Genomic DNA, 17848 nt, shown 5'->3' with positions numbered 1-17848 from the left:
CCAGATACGCGGACGTCAAAATAGTAGCGCTTTCCAGGCGCCACGCCTTTAGGCAAACGCCACAATATCCTTAACAATATCATGGCTTAAGCCAGCCAGTTTCACCGGGTCAAGTGAGGTATTTCACACTCCGGCCCTTTTTGCTGCGCTATGCGGCGCCAGCGGCGCTGGCTTTTCATTTCCGTGAACTTCCCCCCATTCTTTCAGGCATTCGCCACAAACCACCTGCAATAGCGGCGTAAAAGCTGTGTGGATGCACGGTGAGCCGCGGTGTGCCTCTTCATATACTGCTCCAGCCAGTGATAAATGCAGTGCCAGATATAACGACAACTATCAAAACACGACCACGTCATTCTGATTACCCTACAGGTTGTGCTGTTCAGAATGAACGTAGCTAAACGCTATGATTCAGGAGTACAACAATGAGTTCATTAAGTCAGGCGGCGACGGCGGCTGAAAAGCGCACCAACGCCCGCTACTGGATAGTGGTGATGCTGTTTATCGTCACCTCTTTTAACTATGGCGACCGGGCGACGCTGTCGATCGCCGGTTCGGAAATGGCCAGGGATATCGGCCTTGATCCGGTGGGGATGGGGTATGTGTTCTCCGCCTTCTCATGGGCTTATGTCATCGGCCAGATCCCGGGCGGCTGGCTGCTCGACCGCTTCGGCTCGAAGCGCGTCTATTTCTGGTCGATCTTCATCTGGTCGATGTTTACCCTGCTGCAGGGCTTCGTCGATATCTTCAGCGGCTTTGGCATTATCGTTGCGCTGTTTACCCTGCGCTTCCTCGTCGGCCTTGCCGAGTCGCCGTCATTCCCCGGCAACAGCCGGATCGTCGCCGCCTGGTTCCCGGCGCAGGAGAGGGGGACAGCGGTATCGATTTTTAACTCCGCCCAGTACTTTGCCACCGTTATTTTCGCGCCGATCATGGGCTGGCTGACGCATGAGGTGGGTTGGTCGCATGTGTTCTTCTTTATGGGCGGGCTGGGGATTGTGATCAGCTTTGTGTGGCTGAAAGTGATCCACGATCCGAACAACCACCCGGGCGTGAACCAGAAAGAGCTGGACTATATCGCCGAAGGCGGGGCGCTGATCAACATGGATCAGAAGAGCAGCGCGCAGAAAGTGCCGTTTAGCGTCAAAATGGGGCAGATCAAGCAACTGATCGGCTCGCGGATGATGATCGGCATCTATATCGGTCAGTACTGCATCAACGCCTTAACCTACTTCTTTATCACCTGGTTCCCGGTTTATCTGGTGCAGGCGCGCGGCATGTCGATCCTCAAAGCCGGCTTTGTCGCCTCCATTCCGGCGGTGTGCGGCTTTGTCGGCGGGGTGCTGGGCGGGGTGATCTCCGACTGGTTAATGCGCCGCACCGGCTCGCTGAACATTGCGCGCAAAACGCCGATTGTGCTGGGGATGCTGCTCTCCATGACCATGCTGATGTGTAACTATGTCAACGTGGAGTGGATGGTGATCGGCTTTATGGCAATGGCCTTCTTCGGCAAAGGGATCGGCGCCCTCGGCTGGGCGGTGATGGCGGATACCGCGCCGAAAGAGATTAGCGGTCTCTCCGGCGGTCTGTTCAATATGTTCGGCAATATCTCCGGCATCGTCACCCCAATCGCCATCGGCTATATCGTCGGCACCACCGGCTCGTTCAACGGCGCGCTGATCTACGTCGGTATCCATGCCCTGGTGGCGGTGCTGAGCTATCTGGTGCTGGTGGGCGATATCAAACGTATCGAACTGAAACCTGTAGCGGGACGTTAATCATGACTACTCAATCCAGCCCGATTATCACAGAGATGAAGGTCATTCCGGTGGCCGGGCACGACAGCATGCTGCTGAACATCGGCGGAGCGCATAACGCCTGGTTTACCCGCAATATCGTGGTGTTAACCGATAACGCCGGCCATACCGGCGTCGGCGAAGCGCCCGGCGGAGAGGTCATCTACCAGACGCTGCTGGCGGCGATCCCGCAGGTGGTGGGCCAGGAGGTCGCCCGACTCAATCGCGTGGTGCAGCAGGTGCACAAAGGCAATCAGGCGGCGGATTTCGACACCTTCGGCAAAGGGGCGTGGACCTTCGAACTGAAGGTTAACGCGGTGGCGGCGCTGGAAGCGGCGCTGCTCGACCTGCTCGGCCAGGTGCTTAATGTGCCGGTCTGCGAGCTGCTGGGCCCGGGTAAGCAGCGTGATGCCGTCACCGTGCTGGGCTACCTGTTCTATATCGGCGATCGGCAGAAAACCGACCTTGGTTATCTGGACCATACGCCGGGCGATCACGAATGGTACCGCCTGCGCCACCAGCAGGCGTTGAGCAGCGAGGCGATAGTGCGTCTGGCGGAAGCCGCCCAGGATCGCTACGGTTTCAAAGACTTTAAGCTCAAAGGCGGCGTGCTGCCCGGCGAGCAGGAGATTGACACCGCGCGGGCGCTGAAAAAGCGTTTCCCGGATGCGCGCATCACCGTCGACCCTAACGGCGCCTGGCTGCTGGATGAGGCCATCGCGCTGTGTAAAGGGCTGCAGGATGTTCTGACCTACGCCGAAGATCCGTGCGGCGCCGAGCAGGGTTTCTCCGGCCGGGAGGTGATGGCCGAGTTCCGCCGCGCCACCGGGCTGCCGGTCGCCACCAATATGATAGCCACTAACTGGCGCGAAATGGGCCATGCGGTGATGCTCAACGCCGTCGATATCCCGCTGGCGGACCCGCACTTCTGGACGCTCTCCGGCGCGGTGCGGGTGGCGCAGCTGTGCGACGACTGGGGGCTCACCTGGGGCTGCCATTCCAACAACCACTTTGATATTTCCCTGGCGATGTTTACCCACGTCGGCGCCGCCGCGCCGGGCAACCCCACCGCCATCGATACCCACTGGATCTGGCAGGAGGGCGACGCGCGCCTGACCAAAAATCCGCTGCAGATTATTAACGGCAGCATTGCCGTGCCAGACGCGCCGGGACTCGGCGTGGAACTTGACTGGGAGCAGGTGCGCAGAGCCCATGAGGCCTATAAAGCGCTGCCGGGCGGCGCGCGCAACGACGCGGGCCCGATGCAGTACCTGATCCCCGGCTGGACATTCGACCGCAAACGTCCCGTTTTCGGCCGCCACTAATTAAAAAGGATGATGCTATGACGACTTTCTCTTCAACGCCCGTTGTCACCACCATGCAGGTGATCCCGGTTGCCGGCCATGACAGCATGCTGATGAACCTGAGCGGCGCGCACGCCCCGTACTTCACCCGCAATATCGTAATTATCAAAGATAACGCCGGCCATACCGGCGTCGGTGAAATCCCGGGCGGTGAAAAAATTCGCCAGACCCTGGAGGATGCCATTCCGCTGGTGGTGGGCAAAACGCTGGGCGAGTATAAAAACGTGCTGGGCGCGGTGCGCAATCAGTTTGCCGACCGCGACGCCGGGGGCCGCGGCCTGCAGACCTTTGACCTGCGCACCACCATTCACGTGGTGACCGGCATCGAAGCGGCACTGCTGGATCTGCTGGGCCAGCACCTTGGGGTCAACGTCGCCTCGCTGCTAGGCGATGGCCAGCAGCGCAGCGAAGTCGAAATGCTGGGCTATCTGTTCTTTGTCGGTAATCGCCATGCGACGCCGCTGGCCTATCAGAGCCAGCCGGATGAGCAGTGCGAGTGGTATCGCCTGCGCCATGAAGAGGCGATGACGCCGGATGCGGTGGTCCGCCTGGCGGAAGCGGCGTATGAAAAATATGGTTTCAACGACTTTAAGCTGAAGGGCGGCGTGCTGGCCGGTTTTGAAGAAGCCGAAGCGATCAGCGCCCTGGCGAAGCGCTTCCCGAATGCTCGCGTCACTCTCGACCCGAATGGCGCCTGGCTGCTTGAGGAGGCCATTCAGATTGGTAAACAGCTGAAGGGCGTGCTGGCCTATGCGGAAGATCCGTGCGGCGCCGAACAGGGCTTCTCCGGCCGCGAAGTGATGGCCGAGTTCCGCCGCGCGACGGGCCTGCCGACCGCCACCAATATGATCGCCACCGACTGGCGGCAGATGGGCCATACGCTGTCGCTACAATCGGTGGATATCCCGCTGGCGGACCCGCACTTCTGGACCATGCAGGGGTCGGTGCGTGTGGCGCAGATGTGCCATGAGTTCGGCCTGACCTGGGGTTCGCACTCTAATAATCACTTCGACGTGTCGCTGGCGATGTTCACCCACGTCGCGGCAGCGGCGCCGGGCAAGATCACCGCTATCGATACCCACTGGATCTGGCAGGAGGGCAACCAGCGTCTGACCAAACAACCTTTTGAAATCAAAGGCGGCATGGTGCAGGTACCGAGTACCCCGGGCCTGGGGGTTGAGCTGGATATGGACCGCGTGATGCAGGCAAATGAGCTATATAAGAAACATGGTCTTGGCGCCCGCGACGATGCGATGGCGATGCAGTATCTGATCCCGGGCTGGACCTTTGACAACAAGCGTCCATGCATGGTGCGCTAAAAGTCCGCCGGCCTCTGCGGGGGCCGGCATTGCGCGACAGCGCCAGGGGTTGGCTCAGAGTAAGGACAGCAGATGAAAATAGTGATCGCACCGGATTCCTGGAAGGAGAGCCTGAGCGCGCTGGAAGTGGCCAGTGCGATAGAGCAAGGCTTTCGCGAGATTTATCCTGACGCCGAGTACGTCAAGCTGCCGGTTGCCGATGGTGGGGAAGGGACGGTGGAAGCCATGGTGGCGGCGACCGGCGGGCTTCTGGTTCCGCTGACGGTCACCGGGCCGCTGGGCGAGCCGGTTGAGGCATTTTACGGGCTGTCCGGCGATCGCCAGTGCGCCTTTATCGAAATGGCGGCGGCCAGCGGCCTGGAGAGCGTCCCGCCGGCGCAGCGTAACCCGCTGCTGACCACTTCCTGGGGTACCGGGGAGCTTATCCGCCATGCGCTGGACGCCGGGGTAAGACAGATCATTATTGGTATTGGCGGCAGTGCGACCAATGACGGCGGCGCCGGGATGGCGCAGGCGCTGGGGGCGAAACTGCTGACCGCCGAGGGCCAGCAAATTGCCTCCGGGGGCGGCGCGCTGGAGACGCTGGCGCGAATCGATCTCAGCGAACTCGATTCGCGGCTGGCAGATTGCCGGATTGACGTTGCCTGCGACGTCACCAACCCGTTGACCGGCCCGCAGGGCGCCAGCGCGGTGTTCGGCCCGCAAAAAGGGGCGACGGCGCAGATGATCGACCGGCTCGATAGCGGCCTACGGCACTATGCCCGGATTATCGCCCGCGATTTAGATATCGACGTGCTGAGCCTTGAGGGCGGCGGCGCGGCGGGCGGCATGGGTGCGGCGCTGTATGCGTTCTGTGGTGCTCAGTTGCGTCCGGGCATTGAGATTGTCACCGATGCGCTACAGCTGGCTGAGCGGGTGGCGGATGCCGATTTAGTGATCACCGGCGAAGGGCGTATCGATAGCCAGACGATCCACGGCAAAGTGCCGGTGGGGGTGGCGAGGGTGGCGAAGCGTTTTAACGTCCCGGTGATCGGGATTGCCGGCAGTCTTACCGCCGATGTTGGCGTCGTGCATCAGCACGGGCTGGATGCGGTATTCAGCGTGTTGTATACCATCTGTACCCTTGATGAAGCGTTGGCCAATGCCGCCGCCAACCTGCGAATGACGGCGCGTAACGTAGCCGCGGTTTTGCAGATGGGCGACAGGCGGTAACCCGGCTGGCGCAGTGGTATTTGTAGTCCGGATAAGGTGCGTAGCACCGCGATCCGGGAACCATCCCCGGTGGCGCTTACGCTTACCGGGGCTACCAACCGAATACCGGACCGTAGGGCGTAGGCCGGATGAGGCGCGTAGCGCCGCTATCCGGGGTTTACACCCCCATCCGGCACGCTTCGCGGGCCACATTATCCATCTCATCTAACAGCTCAAGCAGCTCCGGCTCCAGATCCTCGGCGGCGGTGCCTGCCCGCAGCTGACTTTCCAGGGTATGGCACAGCTTTTTCAGCCGCGGCACGCCGCTATAGCTGCAGCTGCCGTGCAGTTTATGGATCAGATCCACCAGCCCTTCCGGCTGCTCGCCCACCAGCTGCTCCTCAACTTTGTTACGCACCTCCGGCATAAAGGCGATCAGCATTTGCAGCATCTCCCGCGCCAGGTCCGGCTTCATGGCCGCCTGGCGCAGCGCCAGTTGCCAGTCGAGCGTTTGATTATGATCGACGATCGGCTCTGCGGGCGGTAGCGACGCCGGAACGACGCTGTGCAGGCCGGGCTGATAGCGCAACAGCAGTGCGTGCAGTTTCTCTTCTTCGATTGGCTTCGCCAGATAGTCGTTCATGCCGGCGCTCAGTAATTTCTCACGCTGGCCCTCCAGGGCGTGCGCGGTGACCGCAATAACCGGGGTTTGCTGATGATGGGACAGGTGATGGATAAGCTCACAGGCGCGGATGCCGTCCATATCCGGCATCTGAATATCCATCAGGATCAGATCCATCTGCAGCTGCTTGGCCTTGTCCACCGCCTGCTGGCCGCTGTCGCAGAGGATCACCTGCTGCACAAGATCATCCAGCAGGGCGCCAATCAGCTTCAGGTTAGCCGGGTTGTCGTCGACGGCCATTACCGTCATTGGCAACTTATGACTGTCGATCTGCATCAGCGGCGCGGAGGCAAGCGCGTGGCTGGTAGCCACCAGCGCCGGTAGCAGACGGGTGGTGGTGAGCGGCTTTAACAGGCAGGCGGCAACGCCGTCGCGCTTCAGGGCTTCGGCGCTGACCTGGGCATGGCACGGCAGGGCCAGCAGTACGTTATCGGACATCGCGCAGGCTTTGGCTAATTTTTCCCGATGCGGCGACAAATCGCGCATTGAAACCGGGATACCGACCAGCAGAATGTCATACTGCGCTTCCGCCAGCGAGGAGAAGGTAGGGCTGTAGATAACCTCCAGCGGCGTAGCGGCCAGCATCTCCAGGGTACACTGCGCCGCCGTCGCGTTGGCTTCCACATAGGCCAGACGTTTGCCGACAAGCCCGTCGGTGTTCAGCGTATCCGGAATGGCGTTCGGGTTGAGATCGAGGCTGATATGGAACCAGAAGGTGGAGCCGCGGTTCGGCTGGCTGTGGAACGAAATATCCCCGCCCATCTCTTTGACCAGACGCTGAGTGATCACCAGCCCGAGCCCGGTGCCGCCGTGGCGGCGTGAAATACTGGCATCGGCCTGACGGAAGGCCTGGAATAGCCGGGACTGGTCGCGCTCGGGGATGCCGATGCCGGTATCGTGGATCTGAATTTCGATCTGTACCCGGGAATTACTGATGGCCCGCTGCTCCACCAGTACGTCGATATTGCCGTGCTCGGTAAATTTGATGGCGTTGCCCACGAGGTTGGTCACAATCTGCTGCAGACGCAGCGGGTCGCCGATAACGTTGTCCGGTACATTGTTCTTAATATTCAGCGTCAGCTCCAGCCCTTTATCGTGCGCGGAATGCGCCAGCAGGGTGACCACTTCATCAAGCGAAGTGCGCAGCAGGAACGGAATACTCTCCAGGATCAGCTTCCCGGCTTCCAGCTTGGAAAAGTCGAGCACGTCATTGATGATCGCCAGCAGATTGTTGGCCGAACGTTCGATGGTGGTCAGGTGGTCGCGCTGCGTAGCGTTGAGATCGGTTTTCAGCGTCAGGCGGGTAAAGCCGATCACCCCATTGAGCGGAGTGCGCAGCTCGTGAGACATATTGGCCAGGAACTCAGACTTAATGCGCGCCGCCTCCTGGGCGCGCTTTTTCGCCAGGTCCAGCTCGACGTTCTGGATCTCCATCTGCTCAAGCGTTTCCCGTAGATCGGAGGTCGCCTGGTCGACGTTGTGTTGCATCTCTTCGTGGTATGCCGCCAGCGACATGGCCATCGAGTTAATGCCATTTTTCAGCATATCCAGTTCGCCGAGCATAAAGCCTTCGACCCGGCTGTCCAGCTGTCCGCGGCGGATGCGGTCGACAGTGTTAACCATATTGCGGATTGGCCCGGTGACGTCGCGCATCAGCCTCCAGCCGAAGATTAACGCGATGCCGATACAGAACAGCATCATTACGCTGGAGATAAAAATCTCTTTGTACTGCTGGAGGCGAACCGATTTTAGATCCAGCTCCAGGGCGACGTAGCCCAGCATATTGCCCGGCATTTTAGCGTCAGATTCGGGTGATTCATCCGGAGAATAGCTTTCCGAGACAATAGGCGTGCGCAGGATCATCATGTCGCCATCGCGGATGACGCTGAGGTGACGGGGGAATGCCTCGCCTTTCGGGATCTGCAGTTCGCTGGGATTGAGCTGGTAATTGGAGGTGACAAATAAGCGGTTATGCGAATCGTACACCGAGATGGCCCGCACGATCTCCGAGTGGCGACGATGCAGAACGCTGATCAGCTGGCCGATGGATTCGCGGTTTTGCAAGTTCATGCCATATTCGCTGGAGACCGCCAGCGGTTCGATAATACTGGCGCCAGCGTCCTCCAGCTGGCGTTGCAGGTCGTTATAACGATGAGCGACAAAGAAAATACTGAGCAACAGTCCTATCAGGACGGTTGGCGCCAGAATCAGAATCATCATGCGAGCACGCAGGCTGTAGTTGGTCATGCGGTTCCATTATGGGAGAATATAGACATCATCGTTCTGTGCAGCGTCGCTGCGCCTCGCGGCGCTGCCGCTCTGAACGAGCTCGTTTTATTTGATTGAGACAACTCTCTACGATGGCGCAATTCTACTCTGCAAAACGGCGTGTGACGACGCGCCAGATCATAACCGTTACAGTCAACGACCTCGATCCCTTTGGTCAGGGTGTTGCCCGCCACCAGGGGAAGGCGCTGTTCGTGAGCGGCGTGCTGCCCCACGAGCAGGCCGAGGTGGCGCTGGTGGAAGATAAAAAACAGTACGCCCGCGCCGAGGTGAAACGCCGACTGACCGACAGCCCGCAGCGCCAGGCGCCGCGCTGCCCCCATTTTGGCGTCTGCGGCGGATGCCAACAACAACATGCCAGCGTTCCGCTTCAGCAGCAAAGTAAACGCGCCGCGCTGGGGCGACTGATGAAGCGCGAGGTAGATGACGTCATCGCCGGCGCGCCGTGGGGCTACCGCCGTCGCGCACGCTTGAGCTTGAATTATCAGCCGAAGACCCAACAATTGCAGATGGGTTTTCGCCAGGCCAACGCCAAAGCGATCGTCGATGTGGTGCAGTGCCCTGTTTTGGTGCCCCAACTTGAGGCATTGCTGCCCGCTGTGCGCGAGTGCTTAAGCGCGCTGAGCGCATTACGCCATCTCGGCCACGTCGAGCTGGTGCAGGCGGACAATGGCCCGCTGATGGTGCTGCGCCATACCGCAGCCCTGCCGGCGACAGACAGGGAAAAACTGGAACGCTTTTCGCAAACTCACGGTCTTTCCCTGTACCTCGCGCCACAAAGCGAGATACTGGAGCATATTCATGGCGAAGCGCCATGGTATACCTCAGACGGACTACGCTTAGTGTTCAGCCCGCGGGATTTTATCCAGGTCAACGACGGCGTAAATCAGCAGATGGTGCGTACCGCACTGGAGTGGCTGGATCTGCGGCCAGAGGACCGGGTGCTGGATCTATTCTGCGGGATGGGCAACTTTACCCTGCCGCTGGCGACACGCGCCGCCCATGTGGTGGGCGTGGAAGGGGTGCCGGCGCTGGTGGAGAAGGGGCGGGAAAACGCCGCCCGCAATGGTTTATCAAATGTCACTTTCTTCCATGAAAATCTGGAAGAAGACGTCACCCGTCAGGCCTGGGCGAAGCACGGCTTTGATAAAGTGCTGCTGGACCCGGCCCGCGCCGGCGCGCCGGGCGTGATGCCGCATATAATAAAACTGGCACCGCGGCGGGTGGTGTATGTTTCCTGCAACCCGGCGACGCTGGCGCGAGACAGCGAAACCCTGTTGCAGGCTGGATATCAGATTCAACGCCTGGCGATGCTGGATATGTTCCCGCATACCGGCCATCTGGAATCAATGGTGTTGTTTGAGCGCAGGCTTACATAAGGTCATTCACAACGTCGCAGAAGAGCCACCCTGGCCATGAATGCTGACGCGACCTGCAGGATGACATGTAGAAAGTTGAGGCTTGCCGACTTCGGCAGGCCGGTCCCTTAAGGAGAGGACAATGGTTGCGGTAAGAAGTGCACATCTTAATAAAGCTGGTGAATTTGACCCGAAGAAATGGATCGCGAGTCTGGGAATTTCCAGCCAGCAGTCGTGTGAGCGCTTAGCCGAAACCTGGGATTATTGTCGCGAAAAAACGCAAGGACACCCGCAGGCGGACCTGCTGCTGTGGCGGGGCGTCGAAATGGTGGAGATCCTCTCCACCCTAAGTATGGACATCGATACGCTGCGCGCGGCGCTGCTGTTCCCGCTGGCCGACGGCGAAGTTGTCAGCGAAGAGGTGATGCAGGAGAGCGTAGGTAAATCGGTCGTGACCCTGATTCACGGGGTGCGGGACATGGCCGCTATCCGCCAGCTGAAGGCTACCCATACCGACTCGGTCTCTTCCGAGCAGGTGGATAACATTCGCCGTATGCTGCTGGCGATGGTTGACGATTTCCGCTGCGTGGTCATCAAACTTGCTGAGCGGATCGCGCATCTGCGCGAGGTCAAGGACGCGCCGGAAGATGAGCGCGTTCTTGCGGCGAAAGAGTGCACCAATATCTATGCTCCCCTGGCGAACCGCTTAGGTATCGGCCAGCTGAAGTGGGAGCTGGAAGATTACTGCTTCCGCTATCTGCATCCGGCGGAATACAAGCGCATTGCCAAACTGCTCCACGAGCGCCGTATCGACCGCGAGCATTACATCGAAGAGTTTGTCGGCCACCTGCGCTCAGAGATGAAAGCCGAAGGCGTCAAGGCGGAAGTCTATGGCCGGCCGAAGCATATCTACAGTATCTGGCGCAAAATGCAGAAAAAACACCTCGCTTTCGACGAGCTGTTTGACGTTCGCGCGGTGCGTATTGTGGCTGAGCGTTTGCAGGATTGCTATGCCGCGCTGGGGATCGTCCATACTCACTACCGCCATCTGCCGGATGAATTCGACGACTACGTGGCCAACCCGAAACCCAACGGTTACCAGTCTATTCATACCGTGGTGCTGGGGCCGAGCGGCAAGACGGTGGAGATTCAGATCCGCACCCGGCAGATGCATGAAGACGCCGAGCTGGGCGTGGCCGCGCACTGGAAGTACAAAGAGGGCGCGGGAGCCGGCACCAGCGGCGGCCGCGGCTATGAAGACCGTATCGCCTGGCTGCGTAAGCTGATTGCCTGGCAGGAAGAGATGGCCGACTCCGGCGAGATGCTCGATGAAGTGCGCAGCCAGGTCTTCGACGACCGGGTGTATGTCTTTACGCCGAAAGGCGACGTGGTGGACCTGCCTGCGGGGTCGACGCCGCTCGACTTTGCCTATCATATTCACAGCGATGTCGGCCATCGCTGCATCGGCGCCAAAATTGGCGGCCGCATCGTGCCATTCACCTACCAGCTGCAGATGGGCGATCAGATCGAAATTATTACCCAGAAGCAGCCGAACCCGAGCCGTGACTGGCTGAACCCTAACCTCGGCTATGTGACCACCAGCCGCGGACGTTCGAAGATCCACGCCTGGTTCCGTAAGCAGGATCGCGACAAGAACATTCTCGCCGGTCGGCAGATCCTCGACGACGAGCTGGAGCATTTGGGCATCAGCCTGAAGGATGCGGAAAAGCACCTGCTGCCGCGCTATAACTTCAACGAGCTCGATGAACTGCTGGCCGCCATCGGCGGTGGCGATATCCGTCTCAACCAGATGGTCAACTTCCTGCAGGCGCAGTTCAATAAACCTAGCGCCGCCGAGCAGGATGCGGCCGCGCTGAAGCAACTGCAGCAGAAAACCTACACGCCGCAAAATCGCACCAAGGACAATGGCCGGGTAGTGGTGGAAGGGGTAGGCAACCTGATGCACCATATTGCCCGCTGCTGCCAGCCAATCCCGGGCGACGAGATCGTCGGCTTTATCACCCAGGGGCGCGGGATCTCCGTGCATCGCGCGGACTGCGATCAGCTGGCTGAACTGCAGTCGCATGCCCCGGAGCGCATCGTCGATGCGGTATGGGGCGAAAGCTACTCGGCGGGCTACTCGCTGGTGGTCAGAGTGGAGGCGAACGATCGCAGCGGTTTACTGCGCGATATCACTACCATCCTCGCCAATGAGAAGGTGAATGTGCTGGGCGTCGCCAGCCGCAGCGATACCCGTCAGCAGCTGGCAACCATCGATATGACCATCGAGATTTACAACCTGCAGGTGCTGGGCCGGGTGCTCGGTAAGCTCAACCAGGTGCCGGATGTGATCGACGCGCGCCGTCTACACGGCGGTTAATTCGTCTGTAGGCCGGATAAGGCGAAGCCGCCATCCGGCAATTTCGCAACGTCGGATAAGGTCTAAACGCCTTATCCGGCCGACTATTTTTTAAATTTCCAGGATTGTCACATGACTCAAATTGACCGCTTGCTCGGCATCATGCGCCGCCTGCGCGACCCGGAAAACGGCTGCCCATGGGATAAAGAGCAGACCTTTGCCACTATCGCCCCTTACACCCTTGAGGAGACCTACGAGGTCCTCGATGCTATCCAGCGGGAAGATTTTGACGATCTGCGCGGTGAACTGGGCGATCTGCTGTTCCAGGTGGTGTTCTATGCGCAAATGGCGCAGGAAGAGGGACGCTTTAACTTTGACGATATCTGCGCCGCCATCAGCGACAAGCTGGAGCGTCGCCACCCGCATATCTTCGGCGAGGCATCGGCGGGCAATAGCACGGAAGTCCTGGCCCGCTGGGAGCAAATCAAAAGCGCGGAGCGGGCGGAAAAAGCCCAGCATTCGGCACTGGACGATATTCCCCATAGCCTGCCGGCGCTGATGCGCGCGCATAAAATCCAGCGCCGCTGCTCGGCAGTGGGTTTCGACTGGACCTCGCTGGGCCCGGTGCTCGACAAAGTGCATGAAGAAATTGATGAAGTGATGCATGAAGCGCAGCAGGCGGTGGTGGATGAAGCAAAACTGGAAGAGGAAGTGGGCGATCTGCTGTTTGCCACGGTGAACTTATCCCGTCATTTGGGCGTCAAAGCCGAGGTGGCGCTGCAGAAAGCAAACCTCAAATTTGAGCGTCGCTTCCGCGAGGTCGAGCGTATTGTCGCCGCCCGAGGCCTGGAAATGACCGGCGTCGACCTCGATACCATGGAAGAAGTGTGGCAGGAAGTAAAACGCCAGGAAACTGATCTCTAACGGATTTTCGTGATCAAGCGCGATTTGTGTGATTTTATAAATAACAAGCGCTTGATTTACGTCAAAAACATTTCGCCAAAAGCGTCTATTTTCTCTTTCCGTTATGTCGTTGAAACACCATGTAGCCTGCCTCTTCGAGTTGTTCGAGTCGCAACACAGGTGCAACTTGAAGAACGAAGGGGAGGGGAAGAATGAAAGTTTGTGGCGTCACGCATGTTCGGGTATACTACTTTCCCGTCCTGGTTATTCCATCGTTTTACCCTAACTTCTCAGGTTCAGCATGACAACGAACTATATTTTTGTGACCGGCGGGGTCGTATCCTCTCTGGGTAAAGGCATTGCCGCAGCCTCCCTGGCAGCCATTCTTGAAGCCCGTGGTCTCAACGTGACCATCATGAAACTGGATCCGTATATCAACGTCGATCCGGGCACCATGAGCCCAATCCAGCATGGGGAAGTGTTCGTTACTGAAGACGGCGCAGAAACCGATCTGGACCTGGGCCACTATGAGCGTTTTATCCGCACCAAGATGACGCGCCGCAATAACTTCACCACCGGCCGTATCTACTCCGACGTGCTGCGCAAAGAGCGCCGTGGCGACTACCTGGGCGCGACCGTTCAGGTTATCCCGCACATCACCAACGCTATCAAAGAGCGCGTACTGGCGGGCGGCGAAGGCCATGACGTCGTGCTGGTGGAAATCGGCGGTACCGTAGGCGATATCGAATCCCTGCCGTTCCTCGAAGCGATTCGTCAGATGGCGGTAGAGATCGGCCGCGAGCATACCCTGTTCATGCACCTGACTCTGGTGCCGTACATGGCCGCCGCGGGCGAAGTCAAAACCAAGCCGACCCAGCACTCCGTGAAAGAGCTGCTCTCCATCGGTATTCAGCCTGATATTCTGATCTGCCGCTCCGATCGCGCGGTTCCGGCCAACGAACGAGCCAAAATTGCTTTGTTCTGTAACGTTCCGGAAAAGGCTGTGATTTCTCTGAAAGATGTCGATTCCATTTATAAAATTCCGGGCCTGTTGAAATCTCAGGGGCTGGACGATTATATTTGTAAACGATTCAGCTTAACTTGTCCGGAAGCAAACCTGGCCGAATGGGAACAGGTAATCTATGAAGAAGCTAATCCGGCAGGCGAAGTCACCATCGGTATGGTCGGTAAGTACATTGAACTGCCGGATGCCTACAAGTCGGTGATTGAAGCGCTGAAACACGGCGGTCTGAAAAATCGCGTTACCGTCAACATCAAGCTGATCGATTCGCAGGATGTGGAAACGCGCGGCGTCGAAATCCTCAAGGATTTAGACGCTATCCTGATCCCGGGCGGCTTCGGCTACCGCGGCGTTGAAGGCAAGATCGCCACCGCGCGCTATGCGCGTGAAAACAATATTCCTTATCTGGGCATCTGCCTGGGTATGCAGGTTGCGCTGATTGAGTTCGCGCGTAACGTAGCGGGTATGGAAAACGCCAACTCGACGGAATTTGTGCCAGACTGTAAATACCCGGTCGTGGCCCTGATTACCGAATGGCGTGACGAAGATGGCAACGTTGAAGTCCGCTCTGAGAAGAGCGATCTGGGCGGCACCATGCGCCTGGGCGCGCAGCAGTGCCAGCTGAGTGATGATTCTCTGGTACGCCAGCTTTACGGCGAGCCGACCATCACCGAGCGTCATCGTCACCGCTACGAAGTCAACAACATGTTGTTGAAATCGATTGAAGCTGCCGGTCTGCGCGTTGCGGGCCGTTCCGGGGATGATCAGTTGGTCGAGATCATCGAAGTGCCGAACCATCCGTGGTTTGTGGCCTGCCAGTTCCACCCGGAGTTTACTTCGACGCCGCGTGATGGACACCCGCTGTTTGCCGGCTTTGTGAAAGCCGCGAGCGAGTACCAGAAACGCCAGGCGAAGTAAAAAGAGTTTGAACGGCAATGCACCCATCCGGGTGCATTGTTTGTCTGGAGTTTTAGTTTAACTTGTACTGAGGAAAACCTAATGTCCAAAATCGTTAAAGTCATCGGTCGTGAAATCATCGACTCCCGTGGTAACCCGACTGTTGAAGCCGAAGTACACCTGGAAGGTGGTTTCGTCGGTATGGCAGCTGCTCCGTCAGGTGCTTCTACTGGTTCCCGCGAAGCGCTGGAACTGCGCGATGGCGACAAATCCCGTTTCCTGGGTAAAGGCGTAACCAAAGCTGTTGCTGCGGTAAACGGCCCGATCGCTCAGGCAATCCTGGGCAAAGATGCTAAAGATCAGGCTGGCATCGACAAGATCATGATCGACCTGGACGGTACTGAAAACAAATCTAACTTCGGTGCGAACGCTATCCTGGCCGTTTCTCTGGCGAACGCCAAAGCAGCTGCTGCGTCCAAAGGCCTGCCGCTGTACGCGCACATCGCTGAACTGAACGGCACTCCGGGCAAATACTCCATGCCGGTTCCGATGATGAACATCATCAACGGCGGTGAGCACGCTGACAACAACGTCGACATCCAGGAATTCATGATTCAGCCGGTTGGCGCGCCGACCCTGAAAGAAGCAGTACGCATGGGTTCTGAAGTGTTCCATCACCTGGCGAAAGTGCTGAAGTCCAAAGGCATGAACACTGCCGTTGGTGACGAAGGCGGCTACGCGCCGAACCTGGGTTCCAACGCCGAAGCGCTGGCTGTTATCGCTGAAGCGGTTAAAGCTGCAGGCTACGAGCTGGGCAAAGACATCACCCTGGCGATGGACTGCGCGGCGTCTGAATTCTACAAAGACGGTAAATACGTTCTGGCTGGCGAAGGCAACAAAGCATTCACCTCTGAAGAGTTCACTCACTTCCTGGAAGAGCTGACCAAACAGTACCCGATCGTCTCCATCGAAGATGGTCTGGACGAATCTGACTGGGAAGGTTTCGCTTACCAGACCAAAGTACTGGGCGACAAAATCCAGCTGGTTGGTGACGACCTGTTCGTAACCAACACCAAGATCCTGAAAGAAGGCATCGAAAAAGGCATCGCTAACTCCATCCTGATCAAGTTCAACCAGATCGGTTCTCTGACCGAAACTCTGGCTGCTATCAAGATGGCGAAAGACGCTGGCTACACCGCTGTTATCTCTCACCGTTCTGGCGAAACTGAAGACGCTACCATTGCCGACCTGGCTGTTGGTACCGCTGCAGGCCAGATCAAAACTGGTTCTATGAGCCGTTCTGACCGCGTTGCTAAATACAACCAGCTGATTCGTATCGAAGAAGCGCTGGGTGAGCAAGCGCCGTTCAACGGTCGTAAAGAGATCAAAGGTCAGGCTTAATCCTGTCCTTGTGAAATAATCATGCCAGCCTTCGGGCTGGCATTTTTTTTACGCCTGCGGCCATTATTTAAAGTCGACGGCCATTTGCTGAGGGATCGACAACCCGCGGGTGGTTTCCACGCAGCGGTCGATGTAATCGGTAAAGCGCGGCGGTTTTGGCATCCCCATGCTCAGCAGCTTGTCGTTACTAAAGCGCACGTTCAGTGTGGCGAATGCGCCGTATAAGCGCATGGCTTTCAGCATCAGCCGCTCATTGCATGGCCCAAATATCCCTTTCAGTTCGCGTCTCATTTTGACCAGCGTTTCATAGCTCACCTGGGCGTACTTATCCCCCACCGGCGCCTGCTCCAGGGCCTGAGCCATCGCCCGGTCGATTTCGGCAAACTTCACGCTGTTCTCTTCGCCAGCAGAGATATGCACCACCTCGCCGTGAGCCAGAGGCTGGTTAAGCAGCATTAGCAGGGCGTCGGCGCAGTAGTCCACCGGGATAACGTCAATTCGGTCCTCCATGGAGCACATGAATTTCTGCAGCATCAGCCCCATGCTGAACACCCAGAAAATACTGCTGGAAGGCCGGCAGCCGTGATGGGTATGACCCACCACGATAGAGGGGCGGGCAATTACCAGCGGTAGCGTAGGGCACTGCTGCTGCATCAGCTGCTCGATGGTCGACTTCGAGTGGGTATATTCCACCAGGTGCTCAGCGCGTTCCCGAAACTCCGCGCTTTCGGCGACCAGTGAATCCGGTTCAGGCGAACATGACATCGCCGTACCGACGTGCAGAAAGCGCTGCAGACCCGTCACCTGCGCCATACGTTGCGCCAGGCGCAGCGTGCCCTCAACGTTAACCTTCCAGATAAGCGGGTTGCTGCCAAATGAGGCGACAGCGGCGCAGTTGAGGACATGGGTGACCTGCTCAAGGCGCGGATCGTTAAGAAAATGCTCCGAAGAGGCGAGATCGCCCAGCAGGATATGCTGCTGGCGCAACATCGCCAGCTTCTCCTCGGCGATGTTGAACTTACGCATGTTCTCTTTAACCCGTTCGAGGCCAGCCTCGGGGCTATCAGCACGTACCAGCAGCAGCAGATCTAACCGGGTTTCCTGATGGAGTATTTTCTCTAACGCGGCACCGCCCAGAAACCCCGTAACGCCGGTAATTAATAATGTGGTCATAAACGCTATCTCATTATGGTTGGTCTGCGGGATTCTAGGCGGGCAAAAGTAAACGACAATTAAATAAAAAAGGGGCCCGGTCAGGGCTTTATTAAGACCAG

Annotated in this window: 11 protein-coding genes; 9 read left to right on the top strand and 2 right to left on the bottom strand. The window is 58.3% G+C overall.

Annotated elements, in window-relative coordinates:
* Positions 1-422: 422 nt before the first annotated feature.
* The 4 genes from KPHS_42090 to KPHS_42060 all read left to right on the top strand — a co-directional run bounded on the left by KPHS_42090 (position 423) and on the right by KPHS_42060 (position 5688).
* Positions 423-1775 (top strand): MFS superfamily D-glucarate permease, encoded by a 1353-nt coding sequence (locus KPHS_42090; protein YP_005228509.1) that lies wholly within the window; start codon positions 423-425, stop codon positions 1773-1775.
* Between the two features lie 2 nt (positions 1776-1777).
* On the top strand, positions 1778-3118 hold the full coding sequence (locus tag KPHS_42080; protein YP_005228508.1) for a putative (D)-glucarate dehydratase 2: 1341 nt from the start codon (positions 1778-1780) through the stop codon (positions 3116-3118).
* Positions 3119-3135: 17 nt separating this feature from the next.
* Positions 3136-4476, top strand: coding sequence for a (D)-glucarate dehydratase 1 (locus KPHS_42070; RefSeq protein ID YP_005228507.1), 1341 nt, complete (start codon positions 3136-3138; stop codon positions 4474-4476).
* Between the two features lie 72 nt (positions 4477-4548).
* A complete protein-coding gene (locus KPHS_42060; RefSeq protein ID YP_005228506.1) occupies positions 4549-5688 on the top strand; it encodes a glycerate kinase in 1140 nt (379 codons plus the stop codon).
* Between the two features lie 157 nt (positions 5689-5845).
* Here the strand turns inward: KPHS_42060 and KPHS_42050 are convergent, their stop codons facing one another.
* A complete protein-coding gene (locus tag KPHS_42050) occupies positions 5846-8596 on the bottom strand; it encodes a hybrid sensory histidine kinase BarA (protein ID YP_005228505.1) in 2751 nt (916 codons plus the stop codon).
* A gap of 113 nt (positions 8597-8709) precedes the next feature.
* Here KPHS_42050 and KPHS_42040 point away from each other — a divergent pair, with 113 nt between their 5' ends.
* The 5 genes from KPHS_42040 (at position 8710) to KPHS_42000 (ending at position 16574) form a co-directional block, all read left to right on the top strand.
* Positions 8710-10014, top strand: a complete 1305-nt coding sequence (locus KPHS_42040; RefSeq protein YP_005228504.1) for a 23S rRNA (uracil-5-)-methyltransferase RumA — start codon at positions 8710-8712, stop codon at positions 10012-10014.
* Positions 10015-10135: 121 nt separating this feature from the next.
* Positions 10136-12373: a GDP/GTP pyrophosphokinase gene (locus KPHS_42030; RefSeq protein YP_005228503.1), complete on the top strand. Its 2238-nt coding sequence runs from the start codon at positions 10136-10138 to the stop codon at positions 12371-12373.
* Between the two features lie 111 nt (positions 12374-12484).
* A complete protein-coding gene (locus KPHS_42020; protein YP_005228502.1) occupies positions 12485-13276 on the top strand; it encodes a nucleoside triphosphate pyrophosphohydrolase in 792 nt (263 codons plus the stop codon).
* A gap of 280 nt (positions 13277-13556) precedes the next feature.
* Positions 13557-15194: a CTP synthetase gene (locus KPHS_42010; protein ID YP_005228501.1), complete on the top strand. Its 1638-nt coding sequence runs from the start codon at positions 13557-13559 to the stop codon at positions 15192-15194.
* An 81-nt stretch (positions 15195-15275) separates the two neighbouring features.
* Positions 15276-16574, top strand: coding sequence for a phosphopyruvate hydratase (locus KPHS_42000; protein YP_005228500.1), 1299 nt, complete (start codon positions 15276-15278; stop codon positions 16572-16574).
* A gap of 63 nt (positions 16575-16637) precedes the next feature.
* Here KPHS_42000 and KPHS_41990 read toward each other — a convergent pair whose 3' ends face one another.
* The gene (locus tag KPHS_41990; RefSeq protein YP_005228499.1) at positions 16638-17747 is read right to left on the bottom strand and encodes a hemolysin F; all 1110 of its coding nucleotides are present in this window, start codon (positions 17745-17747) and stop codon (positions 16638-16640) included.
* Positions 17748-17848 lie beyond the last annotated feature (101 nt).

Origin of the sequence: Klebsiella pneumoniae subsp. pneumoniae HS11286 (assembly GCF_000240185.1) — a bacterium.
GTDB classification, from domain to species: Bacteria; Pseudomonadota; Gammaproteobacteria; order Enterobacterales; family Enterobacteriaceae; genus Klebsiella; species Klebsiella pneumoniae.
Note: the sequence above shows the minus strand (reverse complement) of the source record. Positions and strands in the feature narration are given on the sequence as shown.

Bases quoted from the DNA above. Each gene is read 5' to 3' on its own strand.
- KPHS_42090 (YP_005228509.1), top strand. From the start codon at position 423: ATGAGTTCATTAAGTCAGGCGGCGACGGCGGCTGAAAAGCGCACCAAC.
- KPHS_42030 (YP_005228503.1), top strand. From the start codon at position 10,136: ATGGTTGCGGTAAGAAGTGCACATCTTAATAAAGCTGGTGAATTTGAC.
- KPHS_42000 (YP_005228500.1), top strand. From the start codon at position 15,276: ATGTCCAAAATCGTTAAAGTCATCGGTCGTGAAATCATCGACTCCCGT.
- KPHS_42040 (YP_005228504.1), top strand. From the start codon at position 8,710: ATGGCGCAATTCTACTCTGCAAAACGGCGTGTGACGACGCGCCAGATC.
- KPHS_41990 (YP_005228499.1), bottom strand. From the start codon at position 17,747: ATGACCACATTATTAATTACCGGCGTTACGGGGTTTCTGGGCGGTGCC.
- KPHS_42050 (YP_005228505.1), bottom strand. From the start codon at position 8,596: ATGACCAACTACAGCCTGCGTGCTCGCATGATGATTCTGATTCTGGCG.
- KPHS_42020 (YP_005228502.1), top strand. From the start codon at position 12,485: ATGACTCAAATTGACCGCTTGCTCGGCATCATGCGCCGCCTGCGCGAC.
- KPHS_42010 (YP_005228501.1), top strand. From the start codon at position 13,557: ATGACAACGAACTATATTTTTGTGACCGGCGGGGTCGTATCCTCTCTG.
- KPHS_42080 (YP_005228508.1), top strand. From the start codon at position 1,778: ATGACTACTCAATCCAGCCCGATTATCACAGAGATGAAGGTCATTCCG.
- KPHS_42060 (YP_005228506.1), top strand. From the start codon at position 4,549: ATGAAAATAGTGATCGCACCGGATTCCTGGAAGGAGAGCCTGAGCGCG.
- KPHS_42070 (YP_005228507.1), top strand. From the start codon at position 3,136: ATGACGACTTTCTCTTCAACGCCCGTTGTCACCACCATGCAGGTGATC.